Source organism: Pseudomonas sp. B37(2017), assembly GCF_002112885.1.
GTDB classification, from domain to species: Bacteria; Pseudomonadota; Gammaproteobacteria; order Pseudomonadales; family Pseudomonadaceae; genus Aquipseudomonas; species Aquipseudomonas paraglycinae.
This window is the reverse complement of sequence record NZ_NEIX01000012.1, coordinates 57286-78088: the sequence shown is the minus strand read 5'-3', so window position 1 is coordinate 78088 and position 20803 is coordinate 57286. Positions and strand designations below refer to the sequence as shown.

The following is a 20803-nucleotide window of genomic DNA, read 5'->3' as shown; positions in this document are numbered from 1 at the left end:
CTGTTAGGATTACACTTCTAGGGAAAAGTGCCGACTCGCTAAGTGTTGTTGTCCTACGGGGTAGTCATGGATATTCAGATAATTGCACGCGATGGCGAACCCGAATATGCGGTTCTGCCATGGGCTCAGTATCAGGCTCTACTGAAAGCAGCAGGCATTAACGAAGCACCGTCGCAACCGGCTCCAGCGCCGCTTGCGGCCACCCCGGACCCGATTCTTCCAGGTCTGGATCAGTTACGCAGTTTGCGCGAAGGGAAGGGCATCGCCATCGAGGCGCTGGCCCGCACGGTAGGCATCAGCCCGTCTTACCTGGCCATGATTGAAAGTGGCGAGCGTCTGCCCGACGCCGCGATTCGCCGCAGCCTGGCCTGGGAGTTGACGGTGCCAGGGTGGAGGGAACAATCGTGAGCGTACGCATCAGTCGTCAACATTGGGACGGATTGCTGGGGGAGCTGGATCAGGCGCGCAGGCAGCGCCATCTTTTGACTTATCGAGCCTTGCTTGAACGCCTGCAACTGCCCACGCCGGCCATGCAGACATTGACCGCTGCACTGGAGCATCTCGCAGCACTGGACGCGAAAGCCGAACAACCGTTGCGCAGCTCGTTGGTGATCAGCCAGGGTGCCAGCCGCCTGCCACGCACCGGTTTCTTTGAGTGTGTCGAGCGTCTAGGGCGCTTTTCCGGGCCGTCCGACGGCGTTGCCGCCGCCTCCTGGCATGCTTCGGAAGTGGTGCGGGTCTTTGAGTACGAGTACCCGGAATCGGCGGAGGCCTGAGTGTTTTTACGACTCAAGGCGCGGGCAAGTTACTGGCTGGCCCGTAGGCTGTTTCACTGGTCGTGGTTTGTCCGTCAGCCCCGCGGCTGGCGCTGGCTCGAAGGACAGTTTGCGCGCATGGCCAACCTGGGCGATGTCGGCGCGCAAAGCTTTTACGGGCACATCCTGACGTTTCGCGGGGTTGGCCTGGGCGCACGTGAAGAGGGTGTGCGGTTGTTGCGACTGGCGGCGCTGGCCGGGGATGGCAAGGCGGCGTATCAGGTCGGTGTCATCAGTCTTGCAGGTACGCCGAGCAAAGCTCCCGATCCTTCGGAGGCCGCTCGCTGGTGGACCATGGCCGCGAAGGCCGGGCACCCGTTGGCCGAGCTCAAGTTGAAAGAGCTGGCCGGCCGAGACGCTTCTCAATAAAACAATTCATCTGTTCTGTGAACGGGGCGTGAGGGAAACCTCCCGCCCCGTTTTTGCGTCTGCAGTTCGATAAAAAACAGTTACAGACTTCTCCTACATCCTCTGCCTACTCGCCTGACTTCTTTTCTGATTGATCCCCCGCAAAGTCCCTCGCCTGATTTTTGCGCGAGGGAACGCACATGTTTGACCCGGTTTTTCGTTTCGCCATGCGCATGGGAATGCGCTGATGGATGCCTTCACCCGCATCGAGCAAGAACTCGACAGCTTTCCTCGCACCCTCGATCTCTATCGCAAACAGCTGAAGCACTGGCTCAGTCGCTCGGCAGACGGCGTCAGTCATGCGGCCGATCTGCCGTCGCTGATGGGGATGGAGCGGATCATCCGTTTCGGCGAGCACAGCACGGCCGTTGCGACTGACGACAACCGTTTCTCCTCTGCGATCGTGCAATGCCCGGAATCCGGGCCGATGGAGATCGAGAGCAAGTTCGAGTCGGCGTACGACATTCCGTTGGGCGACATCGTTGTCGATGTGGTGGCGGTGGAGGGCGGTGCAGTCGAGTCGGTCACCCTCGATGCTCAGGGCAGGGGACTGTTCACCGGTGAGGCGGGCAAGTTTTATCGGGTGGTGGTGCACGGCGAGGCCAGCGAGCAGCAGGTTGATGCGCTTTTCGAGTCCTACGATGGCCTGACCCGGCAGCTGGATGGCTGGCTGCGCAGCGAGTGGCAGGGTTTCAAGCCGCAGTGGTCGCAGTCGGTGGCCACTGCGGCCGGGAACGGCATGCTGGCCGGGAGCTGGGCGGCGATCGAGGGGGTGTGGGACAGCATCGGGTTGCTGTCGGAGATTCTCAAGGAACCCGGAAAGTTTGCCGAGCGGTTGGGCAGTGGCGCCGCACAGCTGATCGCGCTGGCAGAAACAGCGCCTGAAATGATGGAGAAGCTTCAGTTACTGGTCAGTGACGAGGCGGCGCTGTGCCTTTTGCTGCGTACCGCCAGCCTCTGGCTGGAAATGCTGCCTCCCAATGAGATTGCCGGAAAAACCGCCGAGGCGGCATCGATGGTGGTGGTTCAACTGCTGATCGATGTGTTGATCGGCGTTGTGCTGACCTTTGTCGGTGCCGGGGCGGGGATTGCGTATCTGACCTTGCGGCTGGCGGAGCGTGGCGCTCAGTTGCTGTCGGCGGTGGCGCGCCTGGTGAAGGCGATGTTCGGCATCGTCAGCACCTTCATCGGCTACGTGAACCAGTACAAAACCGTCGCCGCACGAGGCATCGCCGCCGGGGTGAAAAAGGGCCGCATGCAACTGCGCTGGGATGCCCGGCGCAATGCTTCCCTGAAAAAAGACGAGCACCACGACGACACGCCGGATCAGGCGAAGAACCCCAATGGTGACAGCGCCGATTGTGCACCGCTGACCTGTACCAATGGGTGTCCGGTGTCGATGGTCACCGGCGAAGAATTGTTGACGCTGACTGACGGTGTGCTTGATGGACTGCTGCCGTTCGAATTCAGTCGGTTGTACCGCAGCAGTGCGGCTGAGATCGATGTTGGGTTGGGGTTTGGCTGGAGCCATTCGCTGGCGCATCGGCTGGAGGTTGATGGCGCTGCGGTGGTCTGGGTTGACCATGAGAACCGGCGGACGCGGTTTCCGTTGCCGAGCGTTGAGCGGCCGGCGATTCACAACAGCTTGTCGCGGGCGGCGATCTTTCTCGGGGATGAGCCGGAGGAGTTGATCGTTGCGCTGGCGGGTGAGGCGGCGCGGTTTTATCACTTTCGGGCTGGGCGTCTGACGGCTGTCAGCGATGCCTACGGTAACCGGTTGCGTATTACGCGGGATCGTCTGGATCGCGTTGAGCGCCTCGACAACGGCGCTGGACGTTCCTTGTTGCTGCGCTATGAGCGGGCGCATCTGGTCGCGGTGGATTATCAGGTTTGGCGCGATGCGGCCTGGCGTACCGAGCAGACGCTGGCCAGTTATCGCTTTGATGCTCGCCATCGATTGATCGAGGCGTCCAACGCGGTTGGCGAGACCGAACGTTACGACTACGACGATCAGCACGTCATCCTGCAACGGCAGTTGGCCGGCGGCGCGAGCTTCTTCTGGGAGTGGGAGCGTGGCGGCAAGGCGGCGCGCTGTGTGCGGCACTGGGCGTCGTTTTCGCAGATGGATACGCGTTACGTCTGGGATGATGCCGGCCGTGTCACCGTGCATTACGTCGATGGGACTGAGGAAACTTACGTCCACGACGACACCGCGCGGCTGGTGCGGCAGGTCGCCGCCGATGGTGGTGAACAGCTCAAGGCCTACGACGCGCAGGGCCGGCTGGTCGCCGAGCAGGATGCGCTGGGCGCGGTTACCGAGTACCACTATGACGACGTCGGACGGCTGATCGCGCTGATTCCGCCGGACGATGCGCCGAAGTCCTACGAGTACCGCAACGGTTTCCTGCACAGCCGTTCGCGTGGCGATGCGGTGTGGACGTACCGGCGCAATGCTCAGGGGGATATCACCGAGGCGGTCGATCCGGACGGTCATGTCACCCATTACCACTTTGATGCGCAGGGGCGGTTGCTGTCGATCCGTTATCCGGACAGCGGTCGCCATGTGTTCGTGTGGAACGACCTCGGGCAACTGGTCGAGGAAAGCCTGCCGGACGGTGGGGTTCGGAAGTTTTCCTACGATGCTTTGGGGCGGCGGATTACTGCGCAGGATGAACACGGTGCGGTCACCCACCACGCGTGGGATGCCGTTGGCCGGCTGATCCAGACGACGCTGCCTACCGGGGCGACACGGGCTTTCAGTTACAGCGCCTACGGCCAGATCACCGCCGAACGCGATGAACTGGGGCGCATCACCCGCTACGAGTATGACGACGACCTGCACCTGGTCAGCCGCCGGATCAACCCCGACGGCACGCGCCTGCAGTACCGCTACGACCATGCGCAGTTGCTGCTCACGGAAATCGAGAACGAGTCCGGCGACAAGTACCGGCTGGACTACACGCCCACCGGACTGATCCGACAGGAAACCGGCTTCGATGGCCGGCGCACCGCGTATGCCTACGACCGCAACGGTCATCTGCTGGAAAAGACCGAATTCGGCGACGACGGCACCACGCTAGTCACCACTTATGAGCGCGACAGCGCCGGGCGATTGCTGCTCAAGACCCTGCCGGACGGGGTCGAGGTCAGCTACCGCTATGACCGTCTCGGTCGACTGGTCGGCGTGGATGACGGCCAGGATCACCCACTGGCCTTTGAATACGACCTGCAGGACCGGCTGGTGCGCGAGCATCAGGGCTGGGGCACCCTGCGTTACACCTACGACGCCTGCGGCCAGCTCACCCGCCTGCGTCTGCCGGACAACAGCAAGCTCGACTACCACTACGCCAAGGGCGGCGCGCTGACCGCGATCGACCTCAACGGCGCCTTGCTCACTCGCCATGTCTACCAGAGCGGCCGCGAACAGCAACGCCAGCAAGGCCTGCTGCTCAGCGAATACACCTACGACGAACAGGGCCGGTTAAGCGCCCACGCCGTAGGCCATCAACGCAGCGGGCTGTACCGCCGCGACTTTGCCTACAGCGCCAACGGCAACCTCGAACACATCGCCGACACCCGCCACGGCCAGCGCAGCTACACGTACGACGCCCTCGACCGGCTGATCCGCGTACGCCACACCCGCGACGATGTGCCGGAAAACTTTGCCCACGACCCGGCCGGCAACCTGCTGATGCAGGACCGCCCGGGCCCGACCAGCATCAAAGGCAACCGCCTGTTGATGCAGGGCGACCGCCACTACGACTACGACGCCTTCGGCAACCTGATCCGCGAACGCCGCGGCCGCGCGCAAACCCTCGTCACCGAATACCGCTACGACAGCCAGCACCGCCTGATCGGCCTCACCCGTCCCGACGGCACCACCGCCACCTACCAATACGACGCCTTCGGCCGGCGCATCCGCAAAACCGTCGACGGCCAGACCACCGAATTCTTCTGGCAAGGCGACCACCTGATCGCCGAAAGCAGCAAGGAACAACACCGCAGCTTCATCTACGAACCCGGCACCTTTCGCCCCTTGGCGATGCTCGACGGCAAAGGCCCAAAACGCGCCTGCCCGTTCTACTACCAACTCGACCACCTCGGCACCCCGCAGGAACTGACCGACTACAGCGGCGACATCGTCTGGTCAGCCAAATACAGCGCCTACGGCAAGGTCACCTCGCTGGAACTGGCGACCGAGGACTACCTGAACCAGCCACTGCGCTTTCAGGGGCAGTACTTCGATGACGAAAGCGGGCTGCATTACAACCGGCACCGGTACTACGACCCGGAGGTGGGACGCTATCTGACGCCGGATCCGGTGAAGCTGGCGGGTGGGCTGAACCAGTACCGGTACGTGCCGAATCCGACGGGGTGGGTGGATCCGTTGGGGTTGACGTCCAACTGTCCGCCACCCAAAAACAATAAGATCCAGAAGTGCTCAGTACCAATTCAGGCTAACAAACCTAACGTAAATCAAGGGTTGCCTATCGTTCCGGCGGTTGGTAAAGATGGGCCAAAAAATGAAGCTGAAGCTAAACGTCAGGTATTAGCTTGGAACAGACAATACAGAATGCACTCTGTAGAAAAACATGGGCCAGAAATTGACGATGCAGCTTTAAAGCAGAGGTCAATAGACGGCTCACATCCAACAAAAAAAGGCGTTAGAGGGATGGTGGGGCCGAGTTCTCAATTCCGTAGTTGGATGATGCAGTTTCGAGCGTTACATTTTGCTTTATCCAGGATGCATAAAAAAGTTCCTGAGCCTACAGGGTATGATGCTGACCAAAACCCTATTGTTAGGATGAAACTGCCAGGAGCTGGTCGTGGCTATAAACCTAATGAAAGAGATCTAAGCAATCCTCGTTATATAGATAGCTTGGATGGGGCGGAAGTGAAATTTGATAAACGAGATATTACACGGCCATTTACTGGCTTTCCAAGATAGGTGAAGTTATGTTGATGCAACCATTTACGGAGTTTCCATATGAACCCCGGCTCTCTCACTTGTTGAGTGGGATATCGATTTATGATCGGGAAGAGACGCTTGGTAAGGCATTGTGGGTTTATGACCCTAATAAGTATGAGGATCAACAAGAAATAATTAAGAAATTTATTGTTCCTGAATTTGATTATCTAACCTATCGCCATAGGTTTTTGATTTATAAAATCCTTGAAAGCCATTTGCAGGATGCCGGTTTTGATTTTTCGGGAGAGTTTCAGAGCGACTTTGATAATCCGAGAGTGCTTGCATGGGACAAAACGGAAATAATAGATCCTCGTGGTTTTTTTGAACATATATATGAAATGGTTACTAAGTCGTGGAGGGAGGATTTACTTCGGGCGAACCTTGAAGATCAAGATCAATGGTGAGTTTTATTGGTTTAGCCGTTTCGTGCATTTGAAGAGGTCAGAACTGCTCGATTGTCTTTAATTGATGGAGGTTAGACAGGGAAAGGCTATCAATCAAATGCACGCTATACCCCGGAACATTCTTAGCATGATGCTTCGCCTGCGAAGCCATCTCCGCCAACTGACTCGCATCCAGTTGCGCACACGCTTCAGGATGCAAATGCACCACGCCAATGGACAATGACAGCAACGGAAACTCCTGACGAATCCCCTGACGATTCGGTGCAACAAAACAACCAGCTTCAAGGTGCTCAGGGCGATAGAAGCGTCGGCATTGGCTCTGGAAGTCATCAAGCAATTGGTTCAGCCGTTTGCGCCAATCCTCCGGGCCGAGCACCAACAGAAAATCGTCCCCTCCAATATGCCCGACAAAGTCGCGGGACGGGTCGACGCGTTCGTTGAGGCATTGCGCCAGACACAGCAACACCTCATCCCCACGCCCATATCCATAGATATCGTTAAAGGGTTTGAAGCTGTCGATGTCGACATAACAAATGACCGACTCGCGCCCCTGTTGCAACAGGCGGGTGAGGCATTGCTGAATCGGCACATTCCCCGGTAGCAAGGTCAGCGGATTGGCATAGCGGGCCTGCTGGATCTTTAGTTCGGTAATCAGTTTGAGCACGTCAATCACCCGGCCCAGGCCCAGGTAGCTGCCGTTGAGGGTGATGATGAAGTCTTCTTCGATGCGTTGCCGGGCGCGGCTGGTGATCAGGCGGCTGACCTGTTGCAGCGACTGGCTCATTTCCACGGCGAGGAAGTCATCGTTCATCAGACGGCTGATCGGTTTGCGGGCGAAGAGGTCAGTGGCGAACGGCTTTAGTAGCGCATCGGATAGCGAGTGACGATGAACGATGCCGCAGGGCTGACCCTGTTCGTCGAGCACCGCCAGCGAGTTGAGGTTGGCCTGGCGGCGGAAGGCTTCCAGTACGGTGGCGGTCGGCGTGTCGCGATTCACGGCCGGTTGATCATTGAGCAGGGCGCTGAGGTCGCTGCCTTCATCGTTCAGCGCCACGGCGCTGCTGTCGTGCTTGGGCATCAAGGCGCGAGCATCGCGCGGCGGGTGTTCCTGAGGGCGGCCGAGCAGATAGCCCTGCACCAGATCCACACCCATCTCGGTCAGTACCGCCAACTCTTCCGGCAATTCGATGCCTTCGGCAATCACCTGCGCCCTTGAGGCCTTGGCGATTTGCAGGATCGATCCGACAAACTCGCGCTTCAACGCGTCCTGATGAATGCCGTCGATAAAGTGCCGGTCGATTTTCACGTAATCCGGCCGCAGCTCCGACCACAGGCGCAGGCTCGAATAACCAGCCCCAAGATCATCGAGGGCAATCGAAAACCCCATCGCCCGATAGTGATGCAGTGCTGTTTGCAGCAACTGGAAATCATCGATCGGTGTCTGTTCGGTGAGTTCGATCACCACCTGGCTCGGCGGAATACCAAAATCCTGAAGCAACTGCAGTGTGCGCCCCGGCTGGTGCGCGGCTTCGAGCAAGGATTCCGGAGAGACGTTGAGAAACAGCTTGCCCGGCAACTGCTGTTCGTTGAAACGACGACAGGCACTCTGGCGGCAGGCGATTTCCAGCTCGCTCAGGCGTCCGGCCTGGCGGGCCACGGCGAACAGGGCGATGGGGGAGTGCAGCGGGCTGTTGGACGGGCCGCGGGTCAGGGCTTCGTAGCCGAGAATGCGCCGTTCGGAGAGGCAAATGATCGGCTGGAACAGGCTGTGTAAACCGCTTTGAGTCAGGATCGAGCTCAAGGCACTCAGCTGTTCGGTCGTGGTCATGGCAATCTCTGGCGATAAAAAAAGGACTGGGAGCGTTCTCGATGAAGAGAACAGCTCCCAGTCCTTTATTGCACGACAGAATGATGACTGTTTGATGACGATCCGGGGATCGTCAGCATTAAATTGCCATCACCTTACTTCTTTGCGACCTGATTGCTCAGCTTCAGGTAATCCAGCAGTACGCGCCCGGTCTCGCTCAGATAGGCGTCGTCTTCCGGTTTGACCTTGTCCGGCTCGGCGGCTGCCAGGGCGTCGTCGTCTTCTTTCTTCAGCTCTTTGAGCGGTTCTTCGCCTTTGGCCTTGCGACGGATGTTCTCCATCGCCAGTTGCTTGGCGTCGATGTCGGCGTGCTGTGCACGGCGTTCGGCTTCATTTAGGCTGACGGTTTTTTCTTCCAGCAGCTTCTGCGCCAGGGCCAGCTTGTCACGGATGAACACGAACTCCGCGTCCTTGGCGGAACGGCTGTCATGCTCGGATTTCAGCTGGGCCAGGTACGGCTTGAACGGGTCGCTCGCCGGTTTGATCGCCGCGCGGATGGTGTCCCACGGCATGGCTTCCGGCAGGGCGCTTTCGCCGATTTCCTTGGTGTCGATGATCGACGGGTAATCGATGTCCGGCAGTACGCCCTGATGCTGGGTGCTCTGACCGGAAACCCGGTAGAACTTGGCCAGGGTCAGTTTCAGTTCGCCATGGTTCAGCGGCTGAATGGTCTGCACGGTGCCTTTGCCGAACGTCTGGCCACCGATGATCAGCGCGCGATGGTAGTCCTGCATGGCGCCGGCGAAGATCTCCGAAGCCGAGGCGGACAGGCGGTTGACCAGCAGCGCCATCGGGCCTTTGTAGAACGCGCCCGGGTTTTCATCTTCAAGTACATCGACCCGGCCATCGGCGTTACGCACGAGTACGGTAGGGCCCTTGTCGATGAACAGGCTGGTCAGCTCGGTAGCTTCCTGCAGGGAGCCGCCGCCGTTGTTGCGCAGGTCGATGACCACGCCGTCGACTTTCTCTTTCTGCAGTTCGGTCAGCAGCTTCTTGACGTCGCGCGTGGTGCTCTTGTAGTCCGGATCGCCGGCACGGAAGGCCTTGAAGTCGAGGTAGAACGCCGGAATCTCGATCACGCCGAGCTTGTAGTCGCGGCCGTCCTGTTTCAGGTTCAGCACGGACTTCTTCACGGCCTGGTCTTCGAGCTTCACCGCTTCGCGGGTTATCGGCACGATCTTGCTGGTCTGGTCGTTCGGGGCATTGCTGGCCGGGATGACTTCCAGACGTACCACGGTGCCTTTCGGGCCACGGATCAGTTTGACCACTTCGTCCAGGCGCCAGCCGACCACGTCGACCATCTCTTTGTTGCCCTGGGCAACACCGATGATCTTGTCGGCCGGAGCAACCTGCTTGGTCTTGTCGGCTGGGCCTGCCGGCACCAGACGCACGACTTTCACCTGGTCGTTGTCGCTCTGCAACACGGCGCCGATGCCCTCGAGGGACAGGCTCATGTTGATGTCGAAGTTCTCCGCGTTATCCGGCGACAGATAGTTGGTGTGCGGATCGTAAGACATGGCGAAGGTGTTGATGTACGCCTGGAAGATGTCTTCGGCGCGGGTCTGGTCCAGACGCGCCAGTTGATTCTTGTAGCGCTTGGTCAGGGTTTCCTGGATCTGCTTCGGCTCTTTGCCGGCGATCTTCTGCCGCAGCACTTCGTCCTTGACGCGTTTGCGCCACAGGTCATCGAGTTCGGCGGTGGACTTGAGCCACGGAGCGTCCTTGCGATCGATCAGCAAGGTTTCCTTGGTGGTGAAGTCCATCTTGTCGACGCCTTTGTTCAGCTCGGCAAGGGCGAAGTCCAGACGCGCTTTCACGCGGTCCAGGTAGCGCTTGTAGATGGTGAACCCGGCGTTGAGGTCGCCGCTCTTGAGGAAGTCGTCGAACTGGGTCTTCCACTTGTCGAATTCGGCGATGTCGCTGGCCATGAAGTAGCTGCGCGACGGGTCGAGCAGCTTGATGTAGCTGTCGTAGATGATTACCGAGCGCGCATCGTCGAGCGGCGGCTTGCTGTAGTGGTGACGCTTGAGCAACTCGACGACGTTCAGACTGGCGATCACTTCGTCGCGATCAGGCTGCAACTTGTCCCAGCTGTTGGCTGCGAATGTGTTGCCCGACACCGGCAACAGACCGATACCGATGAAAAGAGCGAGGGCGGTGCTGGGGAGCAGATGCTTCATGCTGATTCGACGCGGGGACAATTGATAACGCATATTAGGCCGTCTTTGAAGTCGCCGGTACCTCTACGCTCTGTACGATAACTGCTGTTCAGCGTTCGTTCAGACCCCAGGGCCGGTCGCATAATGCAAAAAGCCCGGCGCTACAGCTTCGGGCTCAGTCCAGACTCACTATGGAGGCACTGTGAAGGCATTGCAAGGCGTTGAAGGTCAAGTGGCATGGGTTGATGAACCAAGTCCTACATGTGATGTAGGACAAGTTCGCATCCGGGTGGCGGCAGCGGGCCTCAATCGCGCGGATTTATTACAGAAAGCCGGACTTTATCCGCCCCCTCCGGGTGCCAGCCAGGTGCTGGGTCTTGAGTGTTCCGGGGTGATCAGCGAGGTCGGCGCAGGTTCGTCCTGGCAGATCGGTGACCGGGTCTGCGCCTTGCTGGCCGGGGGCGGGATGGCGCAAGAGGTGGTCGTCGACGGACGGCATGTGCTGCCGGTTCCGGAAGGTGTATCGCTGATCGAAGCTGCGGCGTTGCCCGAGGTGTACGCGACCGTCTGGCTGAATGTGTTTCAACTTGCGGCGCTCAAACCGGGTGAGAAAGTTCTTCTGCATGCCGGAGCCAGTGGCATCGGTTCAGCCGCCATTCAACTGTGCAAGGCTTTCGGCAATCCGTGCTGGGTCAGCGTCGGCTCGGCTGAGCGGCTGGCCTACTGCGAATCGCTGGGTGCCCAGGGCGGGGTGGTGCGCACCGACGATCTGGATAGCCTGCGGGATTTCGGGCCGTTCGATGTGATTCTGGATCCGGTGGGCGGCAACTATTCGGCGTTGAACCTCAAGTTGATGGCGCAGGACGGCCGCTGGGTGCTGATCGGTCTGATGGGCGGCCGCGAGGCAAAACTGGATCTGGCCCAGGTATTGGCCAAGCGCGTGCAACTGCTGGGCTCGACCCTGCGCAGCCGTGACGATCAGTTCAAGGCCGATCTGTTCAGCGATCTGAGCCAGCACGTGTGGCCGCTGTTTTCCGAAGGTCGGCTGAAGCCGCAACTGGCCAAGGCGTTCCCGATCAAGGATGCCGAGGCAGCGTTCGCCGAGCTGGCGAGCAACACGGTGGCGGGAAAGCTGGTACTGGTGATCGACGAAAGCCTGATCTGATCATCGATGCTTGTGGGAGCAGGCTCGCTCCCACAAGACCATCGCTTACTTCCAGAGGTGGACCGGCCAGCCGGACTTCTCGGCCTCTGCAAGCAGTACGGGATCCGGATTGACCACATGCGGGAAATCCACTTTCAGCAGCAGCGGCAGATCATTGCGTGAGTCGGAATAGAAACTCGCGCCCTCAAGGTTTTCCTCTTCGGCATCCAGCCATTCCAGCAAGCGGGTGATCTTGCCTTCGCGGTAGGTCAGGGTGCCCACGGTGTGGCCGCTGTACACGCCATGCGCCACTTCCAGTTCGATCCCCAGCACCTCGTCGATGCCCAGCCGTTCGGCAATCGGTTTGACCAGGTGCGTGCCCGAGGCCGAGATCACCAGAATCCGGTCGCCGGCCTTGCGGTGGGCGGCGATGGTCTTGGTGGCGTCGCTGAAGATGATCGGTTCGATGAAGTCTTCAACCCATGGGCCGACCAGATGCTCGACTTCTTCCGGGGTGCGGCCGATCAGCGGTTCGAGGCTGAAGTCCATGTAGTCTTCCATGCGCAACTTGCCATGGCTGTAGGCGTCCATCAGCTCGTTGTTCTTGCGCATGAACGACTCGGGATCGACCCAGCCCAGGCGCCCCATCTGCTCGCTCCAGAGGGTGGCGCAGTCGCCGTGGATCAGGGTTTCGTCCAGATCAAAAATTGCCAGGGCCATCAGTTCAGTTCCCTCTTGGGTGTCAGCAAAGTCATCAGGCTACCTCACACAGGGCGGTGGGATCGATGGAAAGTGACAGGCGCTGGCCGTCTGGATGCAGATCCGCCGCCGAACGGTTGAGCACATCCACCACCAGTTCCACGCCCCGGGCTTCGACGCGATAGCGGATCACGTTGCCCAGCAGGCTGTGGCTGCGGATTTGCGCGTCGGGTTCGCCGTTGAGGCTCAGCTCGATGGCCTCCGGGCGAATCGCGATGCGGTGGTTGATCGGCCGCTGCAACAGCTTCGAGGCACTCTCGGCATCCAGCAGGTTGTAGTTGCCGATGAAGCCGGCGGCGAACACGTCGACCGGCGCGGTGTAGAGGGTTTCGGCGTCGCCGCTTTGTACGATCTTTCCCTGATTCATCAGGAAAATCCGGTCAGACATGGTCAGGGCTTCTTCCTGGTCGTGTGTGACGAAGATCGTGGTCAGGCCGAGTTCGCGCTGGATCTGACGGATCTGTTCGCGCAGGTGTTTGCGAATCCGCGCATCGAGGGCCGACAGCGGTTCATCCAGCAGCAACAGGCGCGGGCGGGTCACCAGTGAGCGGGCGAGGGCAACACGCTGGCATTGACCACCGGACAGCTGATGCGGATAGCGACTGGCGAAATCGTTGAGTTCAACCAGTTTCAACACTTCGGCAACCCGCTTGTGGCTGTCGTCGGCATTGACCTTTTGCATGCGCAAACCGAAGGCGACGTTCTGTTCGACGGTCATGTTGGGGAACAGCGCGTAGCTCTGGAACACCATGCCGATCCCGCGTTTCTGCGGGGTGAGCGGCACGATGTCGACGCCATCAAGCAGAATCTTGCCGCCATCCACCGGCGTCAGCCCGGCAATGCAACGCAGCAGGGTGGACTTGCCGCAACCGGACGGGCCGAGCAGGGTGACGAATTCACCCTTCTGGATTTCGCAGTTGATGTCGCTGAACACCGTAGTGCCCGCGTAGTTTTTGTGAAGGTGTTGGACGCTGACATAGCTCATTCGCTTTTGTCCTTGTTCAAGATGTTGGCGACCCAGGTCAGGACCAGCACGAAAAAGAAGTAGGAGATCACCAGCGCGCTGGTGAAGTGGCCGCTGCTGTTGCGCATGTTGTTCAGATAAACCTGCAGGGTTTCGTAGCGGGTGCCGACCAGGATGTTGGCGAACACGAACTCACCGAACAGGAACGAGAACGACAGCAGCAATGCGACCATCAGGCCTTTGCGCAGGTTCGGCAGCACCACCAGGAAGGCCGCCTGAAAGGTGCTGGCGCCGAGCAGTTGGGCGGCGTCCATCAGGTCGCGCAGGTTGATCGCTTGCAGGTTGTTGGTGATCGCCCGGTACATGAACGGCAACGCTACGGTGAAGTAGCAACCGATCAGGATCCACGGTGTGCCGACCATCGCGAATGGCCCGGAACCGTAGAGCTGCAACAGGCCTACCGACGACACCACCGGCGGTACGGCGAAGGGCAGCAGGATCAGGATGTTCATCAGCGCATCGAGTTTCGGGAAGTGGTAATGCACCACGAACAGCAGCGGCAGGATCAGCACCACCGACAGGATCAGCGCGCCGACGCACACCAGCAACGACTGGCCGAAAGCGTGCAGGAAGCGCGGATCGCTCCACAACTGGATGTACCACTTGAAGGTGAAACCGCTGGGCAGGATGGTGGCCGACCAACTGCTGGCGATCGAGTAGATCAGCGTGCCCACCAAGGGCAGCAGCAGGATGGCGAACAGCAGATAGACCACGACGCGGTGGTAGACGCCGGCCGGACCGGATTCAGCGCGAGACATGGTAGCTCCTCTTCAGCAGCAGTTGATGCACGACGGTCACCAGGGTCATCAGCGCCACCAGCACCACGGCCAGGGCGCTGGCCAGGTTCGGGTCGAGGGAAATGTCACCGGAGACCATCGCCGCAATCCGGATCGGCAATACGTTGAAGTTGCCGGTGGTCAGTGCGTACACCGTGGCGTAGGCGCCGAGGGCGTTGGCCAGCAGGATCACGAAAGTGCCGAGCAGGGCCGGGGTCAGTACCGGCAGGCCGATGTGGCGCCAGAACTGCCAGCCGTTAGCGCCGAGCAGTGCGGCGGATTCGCGCCAGTCTTCGCGCAGGGCATCGAACGCCGGGTACAGCAGCAGGACGCCCAAGGGAATCTGGAAGTAGGTGTAGAGGATGATCAAACCGGTTTTCGAATACAGGTTGAAGTCTTCGATGATCCCGGCCTGCTTCAACATGATGGTGATGCTGCCGTTGAAGCCGAGCAGGATGATGAACGCAAACGCCAGGGGCACGCCGGCGAAGTTGCTGGTCATGTTGGCGAAGGCGTTGACGAAGTTGCGCAGTTTCGAATCGACCCGGCGCAGCGAGTACGCACCCAGTACCGCGATGATGATGCCGAACACACTCGACCAGAAACTGATTTCGAGGCTGTACTGGATCGCCTGCAGATAGAACTTCGAACTGAAGATCTTGCTGAAGTTGGCGAAGCCCCAACCGAACTCTTCCGATTGCAGGCTGTTGATCATCACCCAGATCAGCGGGGCGATTTCGAACACGATAAAGAACAGTGCGAAAGGCACCAGGCACAGAGCCGCCAGCCATTTGCCGCGAGTCATTGAGTTCACTTGAGCAACTCCCGGCACACAGGTTTGTCGTGGGGCACGCCGAGCAGTTCGCAGACGGTGCCGCAGATGTCGGTCTGCTTCGGTGCAGCGTCACTGTTCAGGCTGAAGGCATCACCGAGTACGAACAGCGGCACCTGACGTTCTTCCGGCAGCAGGCCGTTGTGCGAGCGGTCGTTGTTCATGCCGTGGTCGGCGGTCACCAGCACCTGGCAGCCGGCGTCGAGCCAGCCTTGCAGGTAGTCGGCGAGGATGATGTCGGCGCTGCGCGCACTGTTGCGGTATTGCGGGGTGTCGAGGCCGTGCTTGTGCCCGGCGTCGTCGATGTTCATCGGGTGGATCAGCAGAAAATCCGGGGCATGACGCAGGCGCAGGTTTTCGGCGTCGGCGAACAGGTGCGAGTCCGGGTAGTGATCGTTCCAGTAGAAGTGGCCGTGCTGGATCGGTAGCGTCGGGTCATCGGTATGCCGATCCCGTGCTGCCACGAACGGCGAGCGGTTGTAGAGCTCGCTGACCCAGTGGTACGCCGCAGCGGCGGTTTTCAGACCGGCATCGCGGGCGTAGTGATAGATGCTGCGCTGGTTGGACAGGCGCGAGACGTTGTTGTGGACGATGCCGCTGTCGATCGGCGGCACGCCCGTGAGGATGCATTCGTAAAGCGGTCGGGACAGGGCCGGCAGCTCGCACTCCAACTGATAGAGCGCGGCGCGTCCTGCGCCAACGTAAGCCTGCAGATGCCCCATGGCGTGACGCGCGACCTCGTAGTTGAGGCCGTCGAGCACGACAAGGATGACGGTGTGCTTCATAGGGGCAAAAACTCCGCGAAACAATAAATTTCAGATTCAACCCGGATCCCCCTGTGGGAGCGGGCTTGCTCGCGAAAGCGGTGGATCAGTCGAAAAATGATTGACTGACACTCCGCATTCGCGAGCAAGCCCGCTCCCACATTTGGATCTTCAACAGATCATAAAAGGGTGATCAGCCGCTTTATTTCATCTCGACGATGACTTCTTCGTTCCACCTCTGCGGCAGGGCCTTGGAGGTTTTTTCCCACGCATCGGCGTCCTTGATCGGCGTGACCTTCTTGTACTGCTCGTTTGGCAGCAGCTTGGCTTTCACGTCTTCCGGCAGTTGCAGGTGCTCGGCGCGGATCGGGCGAGCGTTGCCGCGGGCGAGGTTGGTCTGGCCGGCGTCGCTGAAGATGTATTCGCGGGTCAGCTTGGCGGCGTTCGGGTTCTTCGCGTATTTGTTGATGATGGTGGTGTAGCCGGAAATCACCGAGCCGTCGGAAGGGATCAGCACCACGTAGTCATCCGGGTTGGCCATCTTGGCCTTGTAGCTCAGGCCGTTGAAGTCCCAGACCACGCCGACTTCGATCTCGCCTTTTTCCATGGTGGCGATGGTCGGGTTGGCCATCGACAGGCGACCCTGCTTGGCGATGTCTGCGAACAGCAGCAGGGCAGGCTGGAGGTTTTTCTCGTCGCCGCCATTGGCCAGTGCTGCGGCGAGTACGCCGTTGGCAGCCTGTGCAGCGGTGCTCACGTCACCGATGGAAACCTTGTATTTGCCGCCTTTGAGGTCAGCCCATTTGGTCGGTACTTCGGAGCCGTGCAGCAGCTTCTTGTTGACGATGAAGGCGATGGTGCCGGTGTAGGCCAGTGCCCAGTTGCCATCCTTGTCCTTGGCCCAGTCTGGCACTTGATCCCAGGTGGTCGGCTTGTACGGTTGCACTACGCCTTGCTTGACCGCGATCGGGCCGAAGGCCGCGCCGACGTCACCGATGTCGGCGGTGGCGTTGTCTTTTTCAGCGGCGAACTTGGCGATTTCCTGGGCCGAGCTCATGTCGGTGTCGATGTGTTTCAGGCCGTAATTCTTGGCCAGGTCTTCCCAGGTGCCTTTCCAGTTGGCCCAGTCATCGGGCATGCCGACGCTGTTGACGGCGCCTTCCGCTTTCGCAGCGGCTTCGAGGGTTTTCAGATCATCAGCCGCCATGGCGGCGGTGCACATGGCAATGGTCGAGCCTAACAGTGTTGCCAGGAAAAGCTGTTTCATTCCGAAGCTCCTTGGTCGTGTTCAACGCTGCGATTGCGGTTGTGTTGGTCTAGGTCAGCAATACCTGAGCCAATGTAGGGGGGCTGGATGACACTTTGATGTCGGCGGATACCCGACCCGCGTTTTATTTCCCCGGTATCGACGGCTGCCCGCTAAGCGTAGACCACCCGCAAAGTCCCGCTGGGCAAGGGACTTGGCCGATGTATTGCAAGTTGTCAGGGCGACCGTTCGGTAGTTTTGTCATCTCTCGGTCATCTGCACTGCCTAGGCTTGCAACACGACCAAACGGCGCAATAGCTGTGCGGTTTTGCCCCGAAACAGTGCTGGTCTAGTCCAGATAGGTAACGTTGATGCGCGATGAGGCAACAAAAGCGGTGACAGCGATTGGCCAGATCCTTCAGGAGCAGCTCGACCATGGGTTGCTGGCGGCGGGGAGCAAGTTGCCGGCCGAGCGCAAGCTCAGTGAGCTGTTCGGCACGACGCGGATTACGGTACGGGAAGCCTTGTTGCAGCTGGAGGCGCAAGGGCAGATTTATCGCGAGGAGCGTCGGGGCTGGTTCGTGTCGCCGCCGCGTCTGGCTTACAACCTGATGCAGCGTAGTCACTTTCACGCGATGGTCAGTGCGCAGGGGCGGGTGCCGTCGACCGAGGTGATTTCGGCGCGTTTGCAGCCGGCGTCAGCGGCGGTGTGTGCGTGGTTGCAGTTGCCGGCGTTGTCGAGCGTGATTCAGATTTGCCGGTCGCGGCGGATCGATGGGCGGCTGGTGTTGTATGTGGAGCATTATCTGAATCCGCAGTTTTTTCCGGGGATTCTGGAGTTTGATTTGAATCAGTCGATTACCGAGCTTTATGCGCGGCATTACGATTTGCACTATGGGCGGGTGCGGTTCGAGATTGTTCCGACGTCGTTGTCGGTGGAGGCGGCGGCGGTGTTACGGGTTTCGGTGGGGAGTCCGGGGTTGAGGATTGCTCGGGTTAATTATGATCAGTCTGGGCGGTTGATTGATTGTGATCTGGAGTTTTGGCGGCATGATGCGATTCACGTTGGTGTTGATGTGGTTTGATCGTTTTGTGTGAATATCCGTTTCTTCGGGTGTTGCGGCTTATGGTTCCGCCCTTACGGCGGGTCACTTTTGGCAAACGCCCCAAAAGTAACCAAAAGGTCTGGGCCCCGGCGTTCGGCACCTCGCTTTGGCTCGGTGTTCCTTCGTTCCGGGATTCATCCGGGGGCATCGCCTACGGTTTGCTTCGCTGCACCTCCTCTCGATGCATGCGGCTTCGCCGCACGGTCGCTGCGCTCCCACCCCCCGGATAAATCCCTCCACTCAGCCTTCCGATGGGGCCGGCACGTCAAAAGCGGTACTCGAGCTAACGCTCATCGTGGTGAGTGGTGGGGAGGTTGGGCTATTCTTGGGTTTGGCCGCCGCCTGCTGTAATCACCTGAACATTCATCCTTGGCGTCGCCAGGTCCAGCCCCGCCTCATCCAGATGTCGTTTCAGCGATAGGTTGAACGCTCGTGAAACTTCCCATTGTTTGATCGGTGCGGTTTTGAATCTTGCACGCAATATCGCGTTGCCGGATTCGAAGCTTTCCACGCCTTGAAATTCCAGCGGAGACCAGATGTTGCGTCGTTGCAGAGGGTCTGTGCGCATTTTCTGGCCGACGTCGCGCATCAGTTTGATGGCTTCGTCGATGCTCATGTTGAACGGCACGGCCACGCGGAAGATGGCGTAGCCGAATTCGCGGGAGTAGTTTTTGATGCTTTTGATTTCGCTGAACGGGATGGTGTGGACGATGCCGTCGATGTCCCGCAGGCGTACGGTGCGGATGGTCAGGCCTTCGACGGTGCCCAGGTGGCCGCCGACGTCGACGTAGTCGTCGATGGCCAGGGAGTCTTCGATGATGATGAACAGGCCGGTGATCAGGTCTGCTACGAGTGACTGGGCGCCGAAGCCGATGGCCAGGCCGATGACGCCGGCACCGGCCAGCAGGGGCGTGACGTTCATGCCCATGTTTGCGAGGGCGACGATCAGGGCGATGATGAAGATCGCCACGAACAGCACGTTTCGGATCAGCGGCATCATGGTCTGCGCGCGGGCGTTGGCCAGGCCTTTGCGTGAGCGGGTGAGGGCGTGGTGGACGGCGGTGTCGCTGAGGATCCAGATCAGCCAGGCGAAGATCAGCGTGCCGATCAGGCTGAACAGTTTGACGCTGACGTCGTGGCCTTCGCCTTCGGTGAAGCCGATCAGCGACATGCCCCAGACCCGCAGGCCGAGTTCGATGAAGGCCAGCCACACCAGCAAATGGGCGAGGGTGTAGAAGAAGCTTTTCAGGCGCTCGGAATACAGCGCGTGGCGTTTCGGCCCGCGTTGGGGTTTGAGGGCGTGGCGGCGGACGAGGCCGTTGATGACCATGCACAACACCAGCAGCACGGTGCAGATCAGCGACTGGCGCAGGGCGGTGCTGGTGTCGCCGGCGGAGACGAAGGTGGCGAACAGGGAGATGCCCACCAGCACCAGCGCCGGGATGTACCAGAAGGTGCCGAGGATTTCGATGGTGTCGCTGAGGGCGCGGCGGGTCAGGCGGCGGGACAGTGGCTGGTTGCGGATCAGGTGGGCGATCGGCCGGCGGAAGCGCAGGATGAACAGGCCGGTCGACAGCGCCGCGAGTACGTTGGCGACCGTGGCGGCGGTGTGGGCCAGGTGTACGCCGAGGGCGGCCACCAGTTTTGGATCGCTCAGGGCTTCACCGAAGGCGGCGAAGCTGCCGATCAGCCACAGCGGGCGGAAGGCCTGGTGACGCAGGATGTACAGCGCGCGATGACGGTGCGGGCCGTCGAGTACGGAGAAGGCGATCACGCAGATTGCCGAGAAGCAGGTGCCGACCACCAGCGCATAAGCCAGCACCATCGCCAGGCTTTTGCCCAGTGACGAGGGCAATGCATAGCTCATGTAGACCGTGATCACCAACGCGATCAGCCAAGGCCCGAGCTTGCGCAGGGCGAAGCGCAGCATGTCGAGGGCTCGGGGATTTTGCGGCAGTTCTTCGGTCAGGCCGAAGCGCATGCGTACCCGGTGGCCGAGCCAGATCAGCGCGGCGGCGAGCAGGCTCCAGACCGCGAGGATCACGGCGAAGGCGAAGATGATCGGCAGCCATTCGCTGGCCGGCAGCATCAGGCCTTTCAGCTCGTCCTGGGCCATGTCGAATTCGGCGGACCAGCGATTGAGCGGGCTGTCGGCGCCGGTGAACTGTTTTTCGAAAGTGGCGAGGGTGCCGCCGATCAGTCCCAGCACCCCTTCTTCCGGGGTGGCCTGGGCTTTTTTCGTGGCGTCGCGGAGTTTTTTCAGGTCGGTCAGCAGCTGGGCGCGTTGCTTGTCGTTTTCCAGCGACTTGATGACTTCGTCCAGCGACTGGCCAAGCGGTTCCTGAGCTTCGGGCTGAGCCTTGCCGGAGCCCGTGAGCAGTCCCGGCAGACCGGCAGCGTCGGCAGGTGCCGGCGACATCAGGGTCATCAGGCAGACGAGAAACAGGCAGGGCAGGGCAAAAAGACGAGCGAACACTAGGCGGTCAACCTCGCAAGGGGCGGATCGGGCGAGTGTACGAGCCCGCCAGAT

General features: G+C 60.0%; 16 protein-coding genes. 7 read left to right on the top strand and 9 right to left on the bottom strand.

All coding sequences use genetic code 11. The annotated features are described in order from the left end of the window. Positions 1-66: 66 nt before the first annotated feature. From CAF90_RS24985 to CAF90_RS24965, 5 genes are all read left to right on the top strand, one after another. Positions 67-408, top strand: a complete 342-nt coding sequence (locus tag CAF90_RS24985) for a helix-turn-helix transcriptional regulator (protein WP_007950435.1) — start codon at positions 67-69, stop codon at positions 406-408. Continuing rightward, a complete protein-coding gene (locus CAF90_RS24980; RefSeq protein ID WP_003223109.1) occupies positions 405-776 on the top strand; it encodes a hypothetical protein in 372 nt (123 codons plus the stop codon). Before CAF90_RS24985 ends, CAF90_RS24980 begins: the two co-directional genes overlap by 4 nt. After that, positions 777-1184, top strand: coding sequence for an SEL1-like repeat protein (locus CAF90_RS24975; protein ID WP_085608825.1), 408 nt, complete (start codon positions 777-779; stop codon positions 1182-1184). Positions 1185-1410: 226 nt separating this feature from the next. Continuing rightward, positions 1411-6171 carry an RHS repeat-associated core domain-containing protein gene (locus CAF90_RS24970; RefSeq protein ID WP_085608824.1) on the top strand — a complete coding sequence of 1587 codons (4761 nt, stop codon included), beginning with the start codon at positions 1411-1413 and terminating at the stop codon, positions 6169-6171. A gap of 8 nt (positions 6172-6179) precedes the next feature. Continuing rightward, the gene (locus CAF90_RS24965; RefSeq protein WP_085608823.1) at positions 6180-6596 is read left to right on the top strand and encodes a hypothetical protein; all 417 of its coding nucleotides are present in this window, start codon (positions 6180-6182) and stop codon (positions 6594-6596) included. 37 nt (positions 6597-6633) lie between these two features. Here the strand turns inward: CAF90_RS24965 and CAF90_RS24960 are convergent, their stop codons facing one another. After that, a complete protein-coding gene (locus CAF90_RS24960; protein ID WP_085608822.1) occupies positions 6634-8424 on the bottom strand; it encodes a bifunctional diguanylate cyclase/phosphodiesterase in 1791 nt (596 codons plus the stop codon). Between the two features lie 134 nt (positions 8425-8558). Continuing rightward, positions 8559-10643 (bottom strand): carboxy terminal-processing peptidase, encoded by a 2085-nt coding sequence (locus tag CAF90_RS24955; RefSeq protein ID WP_170929425.1) that lies wholly within the window; start codon positions 10641-10643, stop codon positions 8559-8561. Positions 10644-10824: 181 nt separating this feature from the next. Between CAF90_RS24955 and CAF90_RS24950 the strand changes: the two genes are divergently transcribed. After that, positions 10825-11787 (top strand): zinc-binding dehydrogenase, encoded by a 963-nt coding sequence (locus CAF90_RS24950; protein ID WP_085608820.1) that lies wholly within the window; start codon positions 10825-10827, stop codon positions 11785-11787. A gap of 45 nt (positions 11788-11832) precedes the next feature. On the opposite strand, the gene CAF90_RS24945 is transcribed toward CAF90_RS24950, so the two are convergent. The 6 genes from CAF90_RS24945 to CAF90_RS24920 form a co-directional block, all read right to left on the bottom strand. Continuing rightward, positions 11833-12486, bottom strand: coding sequence for an HAD family phosphatase (locus tag CAF90_RS24945; protein WP_085608819.1), 654 nt, complete (start codon positions 12484-12486; stop codon positions 11833-11835). A 34-nt stretch (positions 12487-12520) separates the two neighbouring features. After that, a complete protein-coding gene (locus CAF90_RS24940) occupies positions 12521-13510 on the bottom strand; it encodes an ABC transporter ATP-binding protein (protein ID WP_085608818.1) in 990 nt (329 codons plus the stop codon). Next, the gene (locus tag CAF90_RS24935) at positions 13507-14307 is read right to left on the bottom strand and encodes an ABC transporter permease (RefSeq protein WP_007960203.1); all 801 of its coding nucleotides are present in this window, start codon (positions 14305-14307) and stop codon (positions 13507-13509) included. The genes CAF90_RS24940 and CAF90_RS24935 overlap by 4 nt, the downstream gene beginning before the upstream one ends. Continuing rightward, entirely contained in the window at positions 14294-15130 is an 837-nt protein-coding gene (locus CAF90_RS24930; protein ID WP_170929426.1) for an ABC transporter permease subunit, read from the bottom strand. Before CAF90_RS24930 ends, CAF90_RS24935 begins: the two co-directional genes overlap by 14 nt. A gap of 5 nt (positions 15131-15135) precedes the next feature. Then, entirely contained in the window at positions 15136-15942 is an 807-nt protein-coding gene (locus tag CAF90_RS24925) for an alkaline phosphatase family protein (RefSeq protein ID WP_007960205.1), read from the bottom strand. A gap of 181 nt (positions 15943-16123) precedes the next feature. After that, positions 16124-17188, bottom strand: coding sequence for an ABC transporter substrate-binding protein (locus tag CAF90_RS24920; protein WP_085608816.1), 1065 nt, complete (start codon positions 17186-17188; stop codon positions 16124-16126). 350 nt (positions 17189-17538) lie between these two features. Between CAF90_RS24920 and CAF90_RS24915 the strand changes: the two genes are divergently transcribed. Continuing rightward, the gene (locus CAF90_RS24915) at positions 17539-18252 is read left to right on the top strand and encodes a UTRA domain-containing protein (RefSeq protein WP_085608815.1); all 714 of its coding nucleotides are present in this window, start codon (positions 17539-17541) and stop codon (positions 18250-18252) included. A gap of 340 nt (positions 18253-18592) precedes the next feature. Here CAF90_RS24915 and CAF90_RS24910 read toward each other — a convergent pair whose 3' ends face one another. After that, positions 18593-20749 (bottom strand): mechanosensitive ion channel family protein, encoded by a 2157-nt coding sequence (locus CAF90_RS24910; protein WP_085608814.1) that lies wholly within the window; start codon positions 20747-20749, stop codon positions 18593-18595. Positions 20750-20803 lie beyond the last annotated feature (54 nt).